An 18,724-nucleotide genomic window follows, 5' to 3' on the forward strand; every position below is an offset into this window, starting at 1 on the left:
TAACTAACGAACGATTAAGCGAACTGCCCCAGGGCTTTATCAATTTTCTCATATAAATCTCGACTAATATTATCCATATCAGCAAGAGAAGTTAACACTTCTTTAATCTTGCTTTGATGGTTCTTAGTCAAGCGACCAAACTGGATAAGAGGGGTTACTAATCGCGCCGCTACTTGCGGATTGCTTTCATTGAGCTGACGCAAAATATCACTCAGGAATTCGTAACCACTCCCATCTTCACGGTGAAACGCAACAGGGTTACCTTCACAGAAACTGCCAATCAATGAACGGGTACGGTTTGGATTACTCAGACTAAAGCTCGGATGATTCATAAGTGTTTTGACTCGCTCTAATACATCATTTCCTGGATAAGTTCCCTGGAGCGTAAACCATTTATCCATAACCAAACCATCATGCTGCCATTTTTGCTCAAAATCACGCATTAGCTCATCACGGCATGCCAGCTGCGCCTGATTGGCACTGGTCAGAGCCGCCAAGGTCATTGTCATAGTCTGAGCCTGATTGTATTCGCGCTTAATTAAAGCTTCATTACGAAAAGCTGCATATTTTAGAAGCTGAGCTTTTAAGCTACGCCAGCCAATCTGTTCACTTTCAAGCTCATTTTTGTCGATCCCCGTGGCTTTAGTGATTAACGCACTGACTTCATCCTCAAGCTGCTCAGCAATATAAGTTTGTAACCAGAATCGCACGGCTTCAATCGCATCAATATCAGCACAATCGAATAACTCAATCAGCTCACGAGTACTTGGCAAATTAAATAATAATGCGGTAAAAGCAGGATCTAACTCCGGATCAAGCAGGGCTGCACGGAGTACGTCAACAAACGCTTCTGGAACAGTCAGCTTTTCTTGACACTGATAAGCAGTCACATTCAAACGAACATATTTATGGATCAGCTGTTGTAGCGCATCCCAACGACAAAACTCATCCGTTGCTTTCTGAATAATCAGTAACAACTGTTCATCGCTATAATCATAGAACAATTTAACCGGTGCTGAGAATTGCTGGAGTATGCAAGGCGTCGGTTTACTCGCAACCGATTCAAACACAAACGTCTGTTTAACATCTGTTAAATTAAGTACCGAATTATTCCGTTGCGACTCAGCACCTTTGAGTGTGATAGGTGTACCATCGGCACTCAGCAACTCAATATCGACCGGAATATGCAATGGCAGTTTTTCACTTTGATCAGCCGTTGACGGTGTCATCTGGGTCAGGGTCAACTCATAACACTGCGTTGATGGATCATAATGATCTTTCACAGTTAACTGCGGAGTCCCCGATTGTGAATACCAGCGCCGGAATAATCCTAAATCAATACCTGAGGCATCCTCCATCGCTTGCACAAAATCATCACAAGTAACTGCCTGGCCATCATGACGCTCGAAATAAAGTGCCATACCCGCCTGAAATTTTTCTTCACCCAACAAGGTGTGCATCATACGGATAACTTCTGCACCTTTTTCATAAACCGTCAATGTGTAGAAGTTATTCATCTCGATTACTTTTTCCGGACGGATCGGATGCGCCATAGGTCCCTCATCCTCAGCAAACTGATGGCTACGCAAAATTCGCACATTATTAATTCGTTCCACGCCTCGAGAATTCAGATCAGAGCTAAACTCCTGATCACGGAAAACCGTCAATCCTTCTTTGAGAGATAGTTGGAACCAATCTCGACAAGTTACACGATCGCCTGTCCAGTTATGGAAATATTCATGTCCGATAACAGATTCAATTCCCATATAATCAGTATCAGTGGCTGTATCAGGACTTGCTAACACGTATTTTGAGTTGAAAACATTCAGGCCTTTATTTTCCATTGCGCCCATATTGAAGAAATCAACAGCAACAACCATATAGATATCGAGATCGTATTCAAGACTGAATCGACTTTCATCCCAAGCCATCGCTTTTTTCAGCGATGCCATGGCATGATGAGCTCGGTTTAAATGACCTTTATCGACAAAGATTTCTAATGCAACGTCACGACCACTGCGGGTTTTAAAGCTATCAGTAAGCTTATCAAAGTCACCAGCGACCAAGGCAAATAGGTAACTTGGTTTTGGAAATGGGTCTTGCCAACGAACCCAATGACGGCCACTATCAAGTTCCCCACTTTCAATTTTATTCCCATTAGAGAGTAAAAATGGATAACCAGCTTTGTCAGCTTCAACACGCGTAGTATACGTAGCTAAAACGTCCGGACGATCCTGATAAAATGTAATTCTACGGAAGCCTTCGGCTTCGCATTGAGTACAAAACGCATTACCCGATTTATATAATCCTTCCAGCGCTGTGTTATTTTTTGGATCTATTTCATTGATGATCGTCAGTTGGCAAGAACCAATCCCATTGATGGTTAAACCTTCATCATCGCGGTTATAATCTGTATATGGTGTACCATCAACGAGCAGTTCAACGAGTTTTAGTGACTTGTCACCATCTAAGTGGAGTGGTTCGCCGACTCGCAGCTGTTTGATATCAAGCACCGCGGTAACTTTGGTTTGATGATCATCCAGTACTACATCTAACTCAATGTGGGAGGTCGTAAATGCAGGGGCAACATAATCTTGGCGATATTTGGCAACCGGGGTAGACATGTATCTTAATCCTTATCAAAAATTCATTCCCCCTAGTGTAATAAAACTGTTTATGGCAGCAACTAAAAATCAACAAAATATTCTACAATATCGATCTCTCACCGTTAATAAGACTAAAAAACCGGCGCGATGCCGGTTTTTTAGTCTTCGAGACAAGCTTATTAAAGCACGCCAATCGCATTTAGAAATACTAATACAATTGCTGCTGGTGACACATATTTAATACATGCAACATAAGGCTTAAAGAAACGTTTCATCTCAAAACTTTTCGACGTGCGAAGCGATGGTTTCAACCGCCAACCGACAAAAATAGCAGTGAATAACCCACCTACTGGCAGCATAATATTAGCCGTAATATAATCGAGAATATTAAAAATGCCATCACCTATTGGGGTATGGAAACTCGCCCAACTGACTTTTGCAAATGCACAAATAGATAGTAAACTTAGCAGCCAGATCAATACCCCGCATAAAATAGCCGCCGCGCCTCGGCTCATTCCTTTGCGTTCAACAAAATACGCAATCGGTGCTTCAAATAGAGATAAAACTGAAGTAAATGCAGCGAAAGTAACCATAATGAAGAATAGCGTCGAGATCACTGTTCCTAAAGGCATATTACTAAATGCAATAGGAAGGGATTGGAATAATAGACCAGGACCAGCCCCTGGCGCAATTCCATGAGCGAAAACAACTGGATAGATAGCTAACCCAGCACAGAGGGCAACCAATGTATCAGCCAGAGCAACAATAATCGATGTTTTTGCAATCGATGTCCCTTCCGGTAAATATGCGCCATACATAATCATAATACCGAGAGATAAGCTTAAGGTGAAAAATGCGTGCCCTAGAGCAACAATAAAGCCACCGAAACTTAACTTACTAAAATCTGGATAAAACATAAAGTTTACAGCTCCAGAGAAATCACCTGTAGCACAGGAATAAATCATTACAATCAGCAATAGGATAAATAAAGCTGGCATCATGTAACGAATTGCCGCTTCTAGCCCGCGTTTCACTCCTCTGGCCAAACAGTAAACTGCAGCAACCACAATAATTGATGTAAATAAAATCAGCTTACTAATAGATCCTAGTAACGCACTAAAAATTCCCTGGATAACGGCTGAATGGCCATCCGCTGCTCCAATAGCTCCCGTTGCAGAATAGTAGATGTATGCAACAGCCCAACCAGCAATCACAACATAAAAACTTAGAATTAAAAATCCGGAAAGGACTCCTAAAGCCCCGTTATAAGACCACTTGGGACTCAGTCCATGTTCTTTGGCGACTTTCTCCATGGCATGAGCAGGCGTCGCCCGCCCCTGCTTGCCAATATAAACCTCAGCCATCATGACCGGAATCCCGATCACTAGGACACAAAAAAGGTAAACCAAAACAAATGCCCCACCACCATTTTCACCCATGATGTAAGGGAACTTCCATAAATTACCTAATCCAACTGCCGAGCCTGTAGCGGCAAGAACATAGGTCAGTTTGCTAGACCAACGACTATTAACCGATGTTGTGTTACTCATGCGCTAAAAATATTTCCTATAATTAATTTCGTTATTATCAGCTATATTTAACCACAAAATCGCATATAATTACACAATCATGGCATTCTTTATGGTTTATTTGTAATTTTAAACTATTTCTATCCAAATAGTCAGAATAAAAATTCAAGTATAAAAAAATGACTAGTTTATCCTTCGATAAATTAGTCATTGTGTGTAAAATCTATACAAATTTTATCTTAAAAATGCAATATAAAATTAGCTAATGACGCTTCTCATAGTGAATCATTCCATTTGTAAGCCATTTAGTCTCATTTTCTTTCATGATAGTTACCGCACTTTCATTCGGGTTGGAACTGCTGACCTGATTACTCATAATCACAAATGGCACTAACTGTGATTTTATTTTCAAAAAACCGGCCAAATTAGAAACACCATTCATTGAACCAGTTTTAGCAATAATATGCCCCCTTAAAGGCGGGCTCATGACACTACTTCGATAACGTAGTGTACCATCAACGCCAGCAACAGGCAGATTAGCGATAAGGGGATGGAACTTTGGATTATCTAACCATAATCGTAATACTTTATAGACAGTCTCAGGGTAAATTAAATTTTCGCGTGACAACCCTGAACCGTCATTCAATACCTGATTTTCACGATCAATATGATGCTCTGCCAGTACTTGCCAAATCACCTTAACCCCTGCTTTAAAGGTACCACTGCGACCTGTCGTGACGTATGCTAGCTGTTTAGTCAAGCTATCAGCAATGACGTTATCCGAATGCTTCAACATGGTATGCAATAGTTTGGAAAGTGGTTGAGATGAATGCGTAAACATATTGGGATATGGCTTAATAACTTTGGCAAATCGAATTTTATCTACCAAGTCAATATGCGCATCCGCCATGATTTTCTTAACTAAAGCAGTGATGTAAGCCGGAACATTTACAACTGAGAAGGCCAGTGGTAATACTATATGATCTTCTCCAATACAACCATAAAGACGAAAATGATTGTCACTGTTAACAGCATGCAGTGGCTCACAGTTATCCTCTGTTTTAGTTGTAATCGTCTGATTAGAAAAACTCACACCAGCAAAGCTCGCCACATATAACCGGCCCGGTTGACCAATTTCAGTTGGCTTCAGATTACCCAAAACACAGTTATGATCGACGATCGCAGCATTGATCGGTGCAGCAAAACAGATGCCATGATCATTCCAAACCTGCCCTAATCCCCACTGATGCCCACCATAACGGCTATCATCAATCTGAAAATGGCGAATTTGAGTAATACCTAGGCGTTTAAGCTGACCAATTAGGTTGATCAAATCATCTAATTTTAAAGTTGGATCACCACTGAAAACTAGCTGAACATCTGCTTGATGGGCTGCAATTTTTCGGTAATGAAGTGAAGTTTTAAAAACGAATTTTGGACCTAAAGTCTGCCAGGCAGCGGTTGCGGTTAATAACTTGGTAATACTAGCTGGTTTTACCAGATATTGCTGATGAGCATTGTTTTGCCAAGGAGCAATCGTTTGAACTAACGATCCTGGCGGTGGCTCCATTGCATAACTTACGAAAATTCCAGAGAGAGAAACGAACAAAGTAATAAGTCGGTATACCCAATTCACGAGATTGACCTAGTCAAAAATAATGAGGTCGATAGCTTAGCAAAGTCCATAAAAAAAGGCAGCCTAAGCTGCCTATTAACTCATATGTAACTTATAGCTAAACGCGACGAATTCGCAATTTACGCTGTTTCACATACGCTTTACCCAGATCACGGAAAACTGTTTCTGGCATACCTTTCGGCAACTCAACCGTGCTATGATCATCAAACAGCTCTATTCGGCCAATATACTGGCTTTCAATATTTGCTTCATTAGCAATAGCACCGACAATGTGCTTAGGTTGGGCCCCATGACTGCGGCCTACTTCCAAGCGGAAACGTTCCATTGGCACATCGGCAGTTGGTTGACGACGACGGCTACTACGTCCCTGACTTCCCTGACTCTGACTACCAGGTTTACTAGGTTTACGAACGCGTGCTTTATCGGCATTTGCCCGTTTAGGTGGCTCAACCACTTTTAGTGGTCGGTTCCCCTGAGCAACCATCAATAATTGAGCCGCTAAATCTTCAACCGAAGTTTGGTTATCACCGATTAAATCATCAACTAACTTGCGATAATCTGCAAAGTCTTTGCGTTCTGCTTGTTTAGTCAGTTTTGTTTTAAACTGCTCTAAACGATGGTTTTCAAGCTCTTTGGCACTTGGCAAATTGATCTGGTCAATTTTCTGCCGCGTTGCTCGTTCAATTGTATGTAACATACGTTGTTCACGACGTGCCACAAACAAAACAGCTTCGCCTGAACGACCAGCTCGACCCGTACGGCCAATCCGGTGAACATACGCTTCACTGTCAAATGGAATATCATAGTTTACAACTAAACCAATCCGCTCAACATCAAGCCCTCGGGCAGCAACATCCGTTGCGACGACCACATCAATCGTCCCATCTTTTAATTGCTCAACTGCCCTTTCACGTAAATTTTGGCTCATATCACCATTTAATGCTTGTGAGCGGAATCCACGTGACTCCATTGCACTGGCCAATTCAACAGTTGCCTGTTTGGTGCGTGCAAATACAATAGTTGCGTTATCCTGCATTTCCAGAATACGCGCTAAAGCTTCCTGTTTGCTGTAATGCTCTACTAACCAATACCCCTGTTTGATATTAGAGACTGTTGCAGTTTTAGATGCAATTTTGATTTCTCTAGGATCATTCATGTATTGGCGAGTTAGCTTTTTAATTGCCTGAGGCATAGTTGCCGAAAATAGAGCTGTCTGACGTGTTTTAGGCGTCTGAGACATAATTTTTTCAACATCATCGATAAAGCCCATACGTAACATTTCATCAGCTTCATCTAACACCAGTGCGTTAAGATTCTCTAGTTTAAGAGAACCACGCTCCATATGATCGATTACTCGCCCAGGAGTACCGACAATAATTTGAGCACCACGACGCAAACCACGTAATTGATGACCATAATCCTGACCACCGTAAAGTGCCAGAATTTTAATCTGTTTAAGTTCTTTGGCATATGTTTCGATTGACTCAGCCACCTGGCTGGCCAATTCGCGAGTTGGAGCTAACACCAATAATTGTGGATGTTTTTGCTCGGCATCAACACGTGCCAATAAAGGAAGAGAGAATGCCGCAGTCTTTCCGGTTCCTGTCTGGGCCATACCAAGTACGTCATGACCTTCGAGTAATAACGGAATAGTCTGCGCCTGAATTGGCGATGGCTCAGTATAACCTAGTTCGGCAACAGCCCTTTGGATTTCTGATGGAAGTGAAAATTGAGCAAAGCCTGAACTTACGTCAGTCATACTTATACAACACCTTTGATTGTTTAAAAGGGGTGCACTATACGCTCTTTTAAACTAAATGTCTCCCGATATTTAAACCTAAAACATCGGGAGCACTCGATTACTCACCAGCGACAGAGTCATCAGCAGGATGATTAGCAGCAGCTTGACTAATTAGTGGTTGTAACTCTCCTTCACGGAACATTTCCATAATGATGTCACATCCCCCAACAAGTTCACCTTCAACCCACAATTGAGGAAAAGTTGGCCAGTTAGCATACTTAGGCAACTCAGAACGAATATCTGGGTTTTGCAAAATATCAACGTAGGCGAAGCGCTCGCCGCATTGCATTAAAGCTTGCACGGCTTGCGCAGAAAATCCACAACTTGGAAATTTAGGCGAACCTTTCATGTACAACAAAATATGATTCTCACTAATTTGCTGTTTAATTTTCTCAACAGTTTCCATTAATTTTTCTCTCTTGTTCGTTGCGAGCCATGATTTACTGACTACAGCTTAAAATTAATTGGGCATCTTTGCCTTGAAAGTAACAAATCTTGCACCCATATTATTTGGTGAATCAATAACACCGATAATGATTTAAATATAACAAAAGTTACACAATGTTTCACCCTTGATCAGTATCAATGATTTTTTCTTAAATCTGTTGTAGGTCATCAGGGTTTGTTGTTAAACTGAGAACTGAAATTAATCCAAATAACAATATAAGTTATTCATATTCACATAGTTTGTGCCCGTGGATATCTATAACCTATCAATCATGGAGATAATTATGGCTTTCGAATTACCTGCACTGCCGTATGCGAAAAATGCATTAGAACCACATATTTCTGCAGAAACATTAGAATATCACCACGGTAAGCATCACCAAACCTATGTTACTAAACTTAATGGGTTGATCGAGGGAACTGAGTTTGAAGGCAAATCTTTAGAAGAGATCATAACCAGTTCAACTGGCGGTGTCTTTAACAATGCAGCTCAGCACTGGAATCACTCTTTCTACTGGAACTGCTTGTCTCCTAAAGGTGGGCAACCAGCAGGCGCATTAGCTGACGCAATCAACGCTGAGTTTGGTTCTTTCGATGCATTTAAAGAACAGTTCAACACCAGTGCTGCTGGTAACTTCGGCTCTGGTTGGACTTGGCTGGTTAAAACTAAAGATGGCAAGCTGGCTATTGTCAATACTAGTAACGCGGCAAACCCAATGACTGACGGTGCAACACCGCTGTTAACTTGTGATGTTTGGGAGCACGCTTATTACATCGACTATCGCAATTCTCGCCCTAATTACCTGAAAGGCTTTTGGGAATTGGTTAACTGGGAATTTGTTGGCGAAAACTTCGCTAAATAAGATATTTCTCAGAATGGTTAAAGCCGCTATAACAGCGGCTTTTTTAATGCTTTTATTTCTACCAATCCCACACTATCAACTATCACTGGTGGTCGGTCGGTTTACGATCACTATGGCCCAGATTTCGCTCTGGATCGATGATATCGCGGACGAGTTGCTTAATTTCCTTGGCCTCAGGGAAACGCCCTTGCTCCTTGCGACTCCATATCAGTTGTTCATCGACATAAATATCAAAGCCACCTTTAAGTCCTGGACACAGCGCTACTTCACTAAGATCAGTGTCAAATGTAAACAATAGTTCTTGAGCCAACCACGAAGCTCGCAGCACCCAACGGCATAAATTGCAGTAATGAATTGCAATTCTAGGCTTCATCGATATACATTGACTCATCACAGCTCCTTAGTTATGTATTCAACACGTTGGCACACTCGTTTAGCCGATATAGGCATAGCAGTACCAAGCTGCTGCGCAAATAAACTCACTCGCAATTCTTCAATCATCCAATGAATTTGTGAGAGTATTTGATCTTTTCCAGGATGATTCGTCAGCTTACTCGCGAGCCCTTGATATGCATCCATCGCAGGCTTAAGCTGAATCATCGCTAAACGATCTTTATTAGGATCAATGGGTAATTTTTCTAAGCGTCTTTCAACAGCTTTCAAATAACGCTGCAAATCAGCTATTTTCTGATCACCACTTTGACATACAAATCCCCGATACACCAAAGACTCGAGTTGCGATTTTATATCGTTATAGGCCATGACCTGATCTAACGCGACTTTACCTTTCATTTTTCGAGTAATCGAGTAATGTGCCGAAAGCACTTGTTCAACTTCAGCGGTTATTTTTAACGTTGTATCAGCAAGCTCTGCTCTGACTTTTTCTTTTGCTGCAAAGAAATCTTTTTCAGAACGAATACCGTCAGGTTCAACCAGTTTATCTACCGCAGCATCGATGCAATCATCTAATAAATTTTCTATTTTACCAAACGGGTTGAAGTACAAACCGAGCTTGGTTTTATTCGGTAGTTTCTGCTGCAGATATTTAATGGGTGATGGCACATGCAGCAATAGTAACCGACGGACTCCTGCTCGATGAACTTGCGAGGCTTGTTCAGGGCGATCAAACATTTGAATAGCAACGTGATCTTTTTGATCCACTAACGCTGGATAACTCTTTAACTTAAGACCTGCAACTTCAGAGGTCACCTCTTTAGGCAAACTTTTTGAAGGCCAATCTGTTAGGTTTTTTTCTTGTAAATCGACCTGCTTAGCTCTTTGATTAAGCTGCTTCGTCACTTGAGATTTAAGTTTTACTTTTAACTCGCTTAAATCCCTTCCCTGTGCAATAAGCTTGCCATTATCAGTAATTTTAAAATTCATTTTCAGATGATCAGGCAGCTGGCTTAAGTCCCAGCTTTCGGGATCAATTCGGACACCGGTCATACGCAACAGCTGATGAGCTAAAGCTTTATGAAGCGGTTCTTCCGCCATACTCGGTAATGCTTCCAGTGCTGCTTTGGCATAGTTCGGTGCGGGTACAAAATTGCGACGAAGCACTTTTGGCAACGATTTAATCATAGCAATTATGAGCTCTTCACGAAAAGCGGGGATCTGCCAATCAAACCCGCGATCATCCACCTGATTGAGCATAGCCAGTGGAATGGTTATCGATACGCCATCATCAATATGCCCAGGTTCAAACACATAACTTAAAGGTAAACTCAATGCCCCTTGTTGCCACATATCAGGATATTGTGCTTTAGTGACTTGCTCTGCGTCGTGACGCATCAACATTTGTTTTTCAAAATTAAGCAGGTGAGGATCTTTTTGACTAACTTTTTTCCACCAGCGGTTAAAATGGCGGATGGAGACAATGTCATCAGGCAAGCGAGCTGCATAAAATTGATATAAGTCTTCATCATCGACTCGTACATCACGACGCCTACTTTTGTGCTCAAGCTCTTCAACTTCATCAATCAGCGATTGGTTAGCTTTTAGAAAATCAGGCTGCTGACGCCACTGGCCCTCAACTAACGCACCGCGAATAAATATCTCACGAGAGACCCTTTGATCAACCTGACCATACTGACACAAACGGCGCACAACAATCGGCACCCCAAATAACGTTTTACTCTGATAAGCTAATACTGCTCCCTGTTTAGCTGACCAATGAGGTTCGCTATAACTGACTTTAACTAAATGATCGCCAAGCTTTTCTAACCATTCGGGTTTGATCGTTGCAACATCACGTGCAAATAGACGTGATGTCTCAACAAGTTCAGCGCTAATTATCCATTTGGGCGGCTTTTTCGCCAAGGCTGAGCCTGGGAAAATAACAAATCGGGTATTACGAGCACCTAAAAATTCACGTTCTTTATCCCGAAAACCAATTTGACTCAGTAAACCACAAGTCATCGCTTGATGGACAAGGTCGTAATCCGCGCGCTGCTGATTAACTTTCAGCCCCAATTCCGCAGCAACCTGTCTCAACTGCTGATATATGTCTTGCCATTCTCTAATCCGCAAATAGGCTAAAAATTCTTTACGGCATAACTTGCGGAACTGGTTATTCGACAACTCACGAATTTTCTCACGCAAATAATCCCACAGGTTAAGATAACTCACAAAGTCAGAGCTCTTATCAACAAAGCGCTGGTGTTGCTGATCCGCCGCTTGCTGCGCATCCAGAGGACGTTCCCTAGGATCTTGAATCGACAATGCGGCACAGATCACCATAACTTCCCGGACACAACCAAATTGGCCACCAGCAATCACCATTCGGGCCATACGAGGATCCACTGGTAAACGTGCGAGTTGATACCCCATCGATGTTAATGAAACCTGAACTTTACGTCCTCGCTGTGCTTTCACTGCCCCCAGTTCTTCTAACAGATTAATACCATCATTGATGCTGCGCTGTTCTGGAGGATCAATAAATGGAAAGTTTTGGATGTCGCCAAGACGCAACGCAGCCATTTGTAAAATAACAGAGGCTAAATTCGTCCGGCGAATTTCTGGATCGGTAAATTCAGGGCGTGAATTAAAATCTTCTTCGCTATACAAGCGAATACAGATCCCATCACTGACACGGCCACAACGTCCCTTACGTTGATTCGCACTGGCCTGAGAAATTGCCTCAATGGGCAAACGCTGCACTTTAGCACGGGCACTATAACGGCTAATGCGCGCGGTCCCCGGATCAATCACATAACGAATCCCAGGTACTGTCAAACTGGTTTCTGCAACATTGGTAGCCAATACGATACGTCTACCAGTATGGGAAGAAAAAATCTTATTTTGCTCGGCATTAGATAACCGAGCATAAAGCGGTAGCACTTCGGTATGGGGTAACTGTCGTCTTCTGAGCCAATCAGCCGTATCTCGAATTTCTCGCTCACCATTCATGAAAATGAGAATATCACCGCGCTTTTCACGATAAAGCTCATCTACCGCATCATCAATTGCATCAATAAGGTCACGATCTTTACCGTCATCACTCACTGGACGATAACGGGTTTCGACGGGATAAGTTCTCCCTTCAACTAAAAGCATTGGCGCATGATCAAAATGTTTCGAGAAACGTTCTGGATCAATCGTTGCTGAAGTAATGATAACTTTTAAATCAACTCTTTTAGCGAGGATATGTTTGAGGTATCCCAGAATGAAATCGATATTAAGACTACGCTCATGGGCTTCATCAATAATCAGTACTTCATATTGACTCAAAAACCGATCATTTTGCAGCTCAGCCAGTAACACCCCATCAGTCATCAACTTAACGAGCGTTTGCTCACTCACCTGATCGTTAAAGCGAATTTTATAACCAACCTGCTCGCCTTGCTGCACTTTCATTTCATCACATAACCTAGCACATACACTGCGAGCGGCTAGGCGTCGTGGCTGAGTGTGACCAATGAGGCCACGTTGGCCAAGTCCTAGCTCTAAACAGATTTTAGGTAACTGAGTCGTTTTCCCTGACCCCGTTTCTCCAGCAATAATCACAACTTGGTGATTTGCTATCGCTTCAGCAATATCATCCTTGGCGCTGACAACCGGCAGCTCCGTTGGATATTCAAGCCTAGGAACATCTGCACAACGTTGCTGTACCTTCATTTTAGATGCAGCCATTTGCGCTGTTAATTTTTCAAGCGCTTGGGCGGATGATGGCGGATTTCGACGCAGTCTTTTAAGCGCCTGAGAAAACCGATGTCGGTCCTTACATAAGACTTCTGATAATTGATCTTGAAGCTGAGCAATTGACGGTTGCAAGTTTGCACCTCCCTAAGTTAGGCGCAAATGCTACCAATTCTATGCCACTAAACCAACTGGCTAAACACTGTTTAAGCTACTTTTTATGGACAAAACAACTGTCTAGTTGAGCTGATATAGCTTTCAGAACTTCTCGTCGGGTAATAATCCCAATCAATTTATCCTGCTCTACAACTGGATACATTTTAGGTTTTTGGCCCGTAATCATCTGCGCAAGTTCAACAATACTCATTTGAGGGTCAACGGTTAGCACATCTTTGCGCATCACATCATCGACCAATGAAACCGATTCACAGTGATAGGTATCATCAAGTAAACGATGCACACAATCTTGTTCGGATATCCAACCAACTACATGCAATTGCGCATCACACACTGGCCCGCCAATTTGATTATGCTGCATGAGTTCATTAACGACCTCAGTCAGTGGCTGCTGAGGATGAAAGATCACCGGTTGAGGCAACATATAATCACGCACAAGTATAGATTCCATCACCACGCTCCAATTCCACATGCATTGAAATAAGTTTAGTTGCGGTTATAAAAAATGCCTACTATTGCCATCTTTAAAAAATTTTTACCACTTAATTGAAGATTTCAAATAGAAAACTTCATGCGAAAAGGAAAATGTTCGCGGTTTCATTGACTCCTCGAGAAAATCTTTTAATATAAGAGATGTTTAGTTACCTTTTTGCTGTATTTACAGCTGCTACGCTAAGTAATACCCACTGCAATTCTCCCAATTGCGGTGGGCTTTTTCCTTCTGGGCATAGGTGCTCAATCAAGACAGTTCTGTTAGCATACGGCTTTGACTTTTTTATGCTGGCTAATGTTCATGACTGATACTTTCTTGTTCCATGACTATGAAACATTTGGGACCTCTCCGGCCTTCGACCGCCCTGCTCAATTTGCTGCGATTCGAACAGATAGTGACCTAAATCCAATTGGCGAGCCCATTGAGCTCTACTCTCAAATCGCTAATGATTATGTGCCAGACCCACAAGCTTGTCTCATCACGGGCATTACCCCACAATTAACCGTACAGAAAGGGATCTGTGAAGCCCGATTTATTGCCCAAATTAATACTCATTTCAGCCAACCTCAAACCTGTGGCGTTGGCTATAACAACATTCGCTTTGATGATGAAGTCACCCGTTATACTCTCTATCGTAATTTTTATGATCCTTATGCCAGAGAGTGGCAAAATGGCAATTCACGGTGGGACTTAATTGATGTCACTCGCGCTTTTTATGCCTTACGTCCTGAAGGTATTAACTGGCCAACCGACGAACAGGGACTGCCTTCTTTTCGTCTGGAAAAATTAACCGCAGCCAATGGTGTCATACACGACAATGCCCACGATGCTCTTGCAGATGTCGAAGCAACTATTGCACTGGCTAAGTTATTGAAAAAAGCGCAGCCGAAGTTATTTGATTTTGCTCTTTCTCTTAGAGATAAACGCCGAGTTGCTACATTCATGGACTTTATCAATCAAAAACCGTTAGTCCACGTTTCTGGAATGTTTGGCGCAAAACAAGGATGTGTTTCTTGGGTATTACCAATGGCTTGGCACCCAACCAATAAAAATGCCGTTATCGCAATTGACTTAAACCAAGATGTATCACCGCTCTTTGAATTAGACGGCGAACAGATCAAAAAACGGCTTTATACACCAAAGGCTGACTTGGATGGCGAACCACCTATCCCTGTCAAATTAATTCATATTAATAAATGCCCATTTGTTGCTCCAGCCGGAGCCCTTAGTTCCTCCAGAGCAGATGAGCTTGGCTTAGATCGTCAACAGTGTCGACTCAGCTTAGAAAAACTAAAAAATGCTCAGCAAATACGCGACAAATTAATTGAGGTCTTTAGCGAATCGAGAAGCTTCGAAAATGACGCAGATGTCGATGGAGAACTTTATAGTGGTTTTATTGGAAAAGGTGACAAGGCATTGATGGAAATGCTTCACAGTAGTGATCCGGCAGCAATCAGCAAAGAGGCATTTATATTTGAAGATAAGCGTCTTAACCAGCTATTGCTTCGCTATAAAGCACGTAACTACCCTTATGCATTGACCGATGCCGAACAACAACAATGGATGAGCCATCGCCAAAGTGTCCTACCCGCACAAATTGAAAAAAGATTACTTGATATTGAAACACTAGCGCAAACTCATCAACATGAGCCAGCTAAATTAACCATTCTCAAGTCGATTTATCACTACATCGAAAGTCTATAATGATCAGGATCATCATCCCCGTTAATTTTTTAAAATGTGATCCCTGATATAGACGAAAAGGGCATGCGCTACCGACTTCTTACAGTTATAATGCGGCCCTTATTTAATTTGTTCGATTTAATTTAGATCTACGCTCATGTGGCTTATTCGCTTGGTTCGGGACTTGTTAATCATCTATGGATGTCTGATGGTTGGTCGCGGTATTGCACTGCTCATTCCCTTTGAATTTCCTGCTAGTATTATCGGTTTGATTGTTCTGTTTATTCTTCTTTCGTTACGTATTATTCCTGCCCGTTGGGTTGAATTTGGCGCCGAAAAAATCCTTTCAATCATCGCCCTATTTTTTATTCCTCCTGGTGTTTCTGTTATTCAGGATATGGATGATATCCGCTTATTCGGATGGCAATTGGTGCTAGCGATGGCAATTGCTTGGCTAGCGATGGTGTTGACCATTGTTTATCTTTTCCAATGGATGGAAAAAAAATGAGCCTGTTATTTTTACCGTTAACTTTAATTATCTATTACAGTGCTGTGAAGCTTTATAAACGCTTTCCAAACCCATTGCTGGCACCATTTCTGATTAGCCTAGTGGTGATTATTGGAGTTTTGCTAATCACTGGTATTGGCTACTCTAATTATCAAAAAGGGACCAAAGCGCTTACATTTTTCCTTGATCCTGGCATTGTCGCATTAGCTTATCCTTTGTTTACTTCACTTAGCGAAGTTCGTCGCCAGTTTATTCCCATCATTACCTGTGTGGTCGTGGGGGCAATGGTGGGGATTATTGTCAGTATAGGTGTGTTATTTTTACTTGGAGCAAATGCACAAATGCTTGCAACGATTGCCCCTCGAGCAGTCACAACCCCTATTGCAATGGAAGTTTCTCGAATGATTGCTGGCAAACCTGGTTTAACTGCAAGCTTAGTCATTATTGCAGGTTTGTTCGGTTCCGTTGGTGGATTCAGTTTATTTAAGCTATTAAAAGTTCGCTCAGAAGCCGCGATGGGGATGGCGCTTGGTTGTGCCAGCCATGCACTAGGAACAGCTAAGGCAGCTGAAATTAATCCAAAAATTGCAGCATTCAGTTCAATTGCGCTAATTCTAAGCGCGATCACTACCGCTTTGCTTGCCCCTGTGATTCAATGGATTATCCATTTTCTAACACAGAGTTAAGCAGACATGACAAATTGCACTATTGATACAGTCGAACTGACGCCAACCCTAAAACAAGCTTGGTTAAAAATTATCGGTAATTCCTGTTTATCTCGAATTAATACCCACCAAGTCTTAGCACTTAAAAGCGCTCTGCAAATTGATGAACTCGAACTCGCTCAACAGTTACTCCCTATGGCAAGTTCATTTGCCATCACGCCAATATCAGGATTTCAAGTCGGAGCAATTTTAATTGATGCTAAGGGGCAAATGTTTATGGGTGCCAACTATGAGATGCGACAGTTATCACTCTCAGTCACCTTACATGCTGAACAGGCCGCTTTTTTTAATGCTCTCAACCATGACTGCGCCCCGTTGACTCAGTTAGTTGTCAATGCCGCTCCTTGCGGCCATTGTCGGCAGTTTATTCGTGAGTATCCGAATTGCTTTAATCTGAACATATTTTTTAATGGGCAAAATTATACCTTTGAACAGTTACTGCCTCACTCGTTCGGCCCCGACGATCTGAATGTCGGTGTTTCTCTTAACGCTCAAAACGAAGCATTCCGAGATATCCAAGAACTAGCCAATAAAAGCTATAGCCCATACAGTGGTTGCAAAATTGGGTTAATTGCTTATCAGGGAGAAGTCGCTATCGCCAATAGCTGGTATATTGAAAATGCTGCATTTAATCCATCCGCATCACCATTAAGCTTGTTATTATCACAAGTTGCACTTTCTGATTACTCATTTGAAAATGTGACAGCAATACAGCTATGGATGAATCAATCAACGATCAATTTCAAAAAAGAGATCGATAACTTCTTAAGTTTGCATCCTCAAATCCATCTGATTGAAACGTCTCATTCAACCGACCCTCGGTAACGCATTGTTATGAGATACAAATCAACTTGTTATCTAATAAAGGTGATAAGTCTAAGTAAAATTATCAGCAAAAGGGGTGTATCACACAAATATGTATGATACACTCAAATGAATGGGAAATCTTATCTCTGTCCCACCCTTGGCTTCATTGCTAGTTTAAATCTATTATTGAATTAAGCCTTGCAATGATTCGTCCAAACGAACAGCGACAAATAATTATCTTATGTATCAAAACATCGTTTTTTGTGGACTTCTGTTCAGTCCCTTAGTTATTTTTTTACCTGCGGCATTTGCCTTAACGGCTTTGACTCGTTTTATCTTGTTCCGGCTCAATCTGCATCAGCGCATTTGGAAAGTAGCATGGTTTGAAGTATCCCTATTCGTTTGTTATCTGGCACTCATTATATTTCTATCTCATGGAGCAATTCATTAAATGGCGAAGTCTTTACGTATTCTTATTACTGTTTTTTCGGTAGCTGCTGCAATTGCTGCTGGATGGTGGATTTGGAATGATTATATGTATTCACCATGGACCCGTGATGGACGCATACGTGCAGAGATCATTACGGTTGCCCCTGACGTATCAGGTTGGGTCACCAAATTAGATATTGTTAACGACCAAAAAGTGGCTAAAAATCAACCCCTATTTAGCGTTGATAATAAACGCTATCTAGCCGCCGTGGCTCAGGCTAAAGCAACTCTGGAAAATAAAAAATATTCTTGGGAACTTGCCAAACATAAGTATCAACGGCGCAAAGAACTAACGGATAAACAAGCAATCAGTGAAGAAGATTTGGAAACTTCGCGGATTAATACAAAAGTTGCTAAAGCAAACTTTGATCTGGCCAAAGCGGAACTTGCTGTAGCTCAGTTGAACTTAAACAGGACAAAAGTCATAGCACCAGAAGCAGGTGATATTGTAAATCTGTCGCTAAATCAAGGGAACTATGTCAGTCGCGGCAAAGCGGTGTTGGCGATTGTCAAGGCCCACTCATTTTATGTGACAGGTTATTTTGAAGAAACCAAAATACCGCTTATCCATGTTGGACAACAAGCAACCATTACCCTAATGAGTGGCGGCAAACCATTTACTGGGCATGTTGAAAGCATTGGACGGGCAATTTCAAACTCTAATACCAACGGCAACCAACAGTTATTACCCCAAATTAATCAGACTTTTAACTGGGTTCGGCTAGCTCAGCGCATTCCTGTCGATATCAAACTTGATCCACTGCCAAAAGATGTTCACTTAAGTGCAGGAATGACCGTCTCAATCCAACTAAAACAGAAGTAG

Annotated in this window: 15 protein-coding genes; 7 read left to right on the forward strand and 8 right to left on the reverse strand. The window is 41.9% G+C overall.

Going from position 1 to position 18,724, the window contains the following annotated elements:
• Window positions 1–14 precede the first annotated feature (14 nt).
• The 5 genes from pepN to EV690_RS13290 all read right to left on the reverse strand — a co-directional run bounded on the left by pepN (window position 15) and on the right by EV690_RS13290 (window position 7,978).
• Complete coding sequence (pepN, locus tag EV690_RS13270; RefSeq protein ID WP_131913477.1) at window positions 15–2,624, reverse strand: aminopeptidase N; 2,610 nt, start codon at window positions 2,622–2,624, stop codon at window positions 15–17.
• 161 nt (window positions 2,625–2,785) lie between these two features.
• The gene (locus EV690_RS13275) at window positions 2,786–4,156 is read right to left on the reverse strand and encodes a sodium-dependent transporter (RefSeq protein WP_131913478.1); all 1,371 of its coding nucleotides are present in this window, start codon (window positions 4,154–4,156) and stop codon (window positions 2,786–2,788) included.
• Between the two features lie 241 nt (window positions 4,157–4,397).
• On the reverse strand, window positions 4,398–5,705 hold the full coding sequence (gene dacB / locus EV690_RS13280) for a D-alanyl-D-alanine carboxypeptidase/D-alanyl-D-alanine endopeptidase (protein ID WP_131913479.1): 1,308 nt from the start codon (window positions 5,703–5,705) through the stop codon (window positions 4,398–4,400).
• A gap of 163 nt (window positions 5,706–5,868) precedes the next feature.
• The gene (locus EV690_RS13285; RefSeq protein ID WP_131913480.1) at window positions 5,869–7,530 is read right to left on the reverse strand and encodes a DEAD/DEAH box helicase; all 1,662 of its coding nucleotides are present in this window, start codon (window positions 7,528–7,530) and stop codon (window positions 5,869–5,871) included.
• A gap of 100 nt (window positions 7,531–7,630) precedes the next feature.
• Window positions 7,631–7,978, reverse strand: a complete 348-nt coding sequence (locus EV690_RS13290) for a Grx4 family monothiol glutaredoxin (RefSeq protein WP_131913481.1) — start codon at window positions 7,976–7,978, stop codon at window positions 7,631–7,633.
• Window positions 7,979–8,303: 325 nt separating this feature from the next.
• On the opposite strand from EV690_RS13290, the gene EV690_RS13295 reads away from it, so the two are divergent.
• Window positions 8,304–8,882: a superoxide dismutase gene (locus tag EV690_RS13295; protein WP_131913482.1), complete on the forward strand. Its 579-nt coding sequence runs from the start codon at window positions 8,304–8,306 to the stop codon at window positions 8,880–8,882.
• An 82-nt stretch (window positions 8,883–8,964) separates the two neighbouring features.
• Here the strand turns inward: EV690_RS13295 and EV690_RS13300 are convergent, their stop codons facing one another.
• The 3 genes from EV690_RS13300 to EV690_RS13310 form a co-directional block, all read right to left on the reverse strand.
• Entirely contained in the window at window positions 8,965–9,273 is a 309-nt protein-coding gene (locus tag EV690_RS13300) for an Rdx family protein (RefSeq protein ID WP_131913483.1), read from the reverse strand.
• The gene (hrpA, locus tag EV690_RS13305; protein WP_131913484.1) at window positions 9,273–13,154 is read right to left on the reverse strand and encodes an ATP-dependent RNA helicase HrpA; all 3,882 of its coding nucleotides are present in this window, start codon (window positions 13,152–13,154) and stop codon (window positions 9,273–9,275) included. The genes EV690_RS13300 and hrpA overlap by 1 nt, the downstream gene beginning before the upstream one ends.
• Before the next feature lie 76 nt (window positions 13,155–13,230).
• Window positions 13,231–13,647 (reverse strand): CBS domain-containing protein, encoded by a 417-nt coding sequence (locus EV690_RS13310; RefSeq protein WP_131913485.1) that lies wholly within the window; start codon window positions 13,645–13,647, stop codon window positions 13,231–13,233.
• Window positions 13,648–13,989: 342 nt separating this feature from the next.
• Here EV690_RS13310 and sbcB point away from each other — a divergent pair, with 342 nt between their 5' ends.
• The 6 genes from sbcB to EV690_RS13340 all read left to right on the forward strand — a co-directional run bounded on the left by sbcB (window position 13,990) and on the right by EV690_RS13340 (window position 18,724).
• Window positions 13,990–15,393, forward strand: a complete 1,404-nt coding sequence (sbcB, locus tag EV690_RS13315; RefSeq protein WP_131913486.1) for an exodeoxyribonuclease I — start codon at window positions 13,990–13,992, stop codon at window positions 15,391–15,393.
• 136 nt (window positions 15,394–15,529) lie between these two features.
• A complete protein-coding gene (locus EV690_RS13320) occupies window positions 15,530–15,880 on the forward strand; it encodes a CidA/LrgA family protein (protein ID WP_131913487.1) in 351 nt (116 codons plus the stop codon).
• Window positions 15,877–16,566, forward strand: coding sequence for an LrgB family protein (locus tag EV690_RS13325; RefSeq protein WP_165872757.1), 690 nt, complete (start codon window positions 15,877–15,879; stop codon window positions 16,564–16,566). The genes EV690_RS13320 and EV690_RS13325 overlap by 4 nt, the downstream gene beginning before the upstream one ends.
• A 6-nt stretch (window positions 16,567–16,572) precedes the next feature.
• Complete coding sequence (gene cdd, locus EV690_RS13330; RefSeq protein ID WP_131913489.1) at window positions 16,573–17,430, forward strand: cytidine deaminase; 858 nt, start codon at window positions 16,573–16,575, stop codon at window positions 17,428–17,430.
• A 223-nt stretch (window positions 17,431–17,653) separates the two neighbouring features.
• The gene (locus tag EV690_RS13335) at window positions 17,654–17,863 is read left to right on the forward strand and encodes a DUF1656 domain-containing protein (RefSeq protein ID WP_131913490.1); all 210 of its coding nucleotides are present in this window, start codon (window positions 17,654–17,656) and stop codon (window positions 17,861–17,863) included.
• Entirely contained in the window at window positions 17,864–18,724 is an 861-nt protein-coding gene (locus EV690_RS13340) for an HlyD family secretion protein (RefSeq protein WP_131913491.1), read from the forward strand.

This window comes from Celerinatantimonas diazotrophica, assembly GCF_004339545.1.
GTDB classification, from domain to species: Bacteria; Pseudomonadota; Gammaproteobacteria; order Enterobacterales; family Celerinatantimonadaceae; genus Celerinatantimonas; species Celerinatantimonas diazotrophica.

What these genes read in the sequence shown, in the direction of transcription:
- pepN (WP_131913477.1), bottom strand. Translation starts at nt 2,624, where the DNA reads ATGTCTACCCCGGTTGCCAAATATCGCCAAGATTATGTTGCCCCTGCA.
- EV690_RS13290 (WP_131913481.1), bottom strand. Translation starts at nt 7,978, where the DNA reads ATGGAAACTGTTGAGAAAATTAAACAGCAAATTAGTGAGAATCATATT.
- EV690_RS13320 (WP_131913487.1), top strand. Translation starts at nt 15,530, where the DNA reads ATGTGGCTTATTCGCTTGGTTCGGGACTTGTTAATCATCTATGGATGT.
- EV690_RS13275 (WP_131913478.1), bottom strand. Translation starts at nt 4,156, where the DNA reads ATGAGTAACACAACATCGGTTAATAGTCGTTGGTCTAGCAAACTGACC.
- cdd (WP_131913489.1), top strand. Translation starts at nt 16,573, where the DNA reads ATGACAAATTGCACTATTGATACAGTCGAACTGACGCCAACCCTAAAA.
- sbcB (WP_131913486.1), top strand. Translation starts at nt 13,990, where the DNA reads ATGACTGATACTTTCTTGTTCCATGACTATGAAACATTTGGGACCTCT.
- EV690_RS13325 (WP_165872757.1), top strand. Translation starts at nt 15,877, where the DNA reads ATGAGCCTGTTATTTTTACCGTTAACTTTAATTATCTATTACAGTGCT.
- EV690_RS13285 (WP_131913480.1), bottom strand. Translation starts at nt 7,530, where the DNA reads ATGACTGACGTAAGTTCAGGCTTTGCTCAATTTTCACTTCCATCAGAA.
- EV690_RS13335 (WP_131913490.1), top strand. Translation starts at nt 17,654, where the DNA reads ATGTATCAAAACATCGTTTTTTGTGGACTTCTGTTCAGTCCCTTAGTT.
- EV690_RS13300 (WP_131913483.1), bottom strand. Translation starts at nt 9,273, where the DNA reads ATGAGTCAATGTATATCGATGAAGCCTAGAATTGCAATTCATTACTGC.
- EV690_RS13295 (WP_131913482.1), top strand. Translation starts at nt 8,304, where the DNA reads ATGGCTTTCGAATTACCTGCACTGCCGTATGCGAAAAATGCATTAGAA.
- dacB (WP_131913479.1), bottom strand. Translation starts at nt 5,705, where the DNA reads ATGGAGCCACCGCCAGGATCGTTAGTTCAAACGATTGCTCCTTGGCAA.
- EV690_RS13310 (WP_131913485.1), bottom strand. Translation starts at nt 13,647, where the DNA reads ATGGAATCTATACTTGTGCGTGATTATATGTTGCCTCAACCGGTGATC.
- EV690_RS13340 (WP_131913491.1), top strand. Translation starts at nt 17,864, where the DNA reads ATGGCGAAGTCTTTACGTATTCTTATTACTGTTTTTTCGGTAGCTGCT.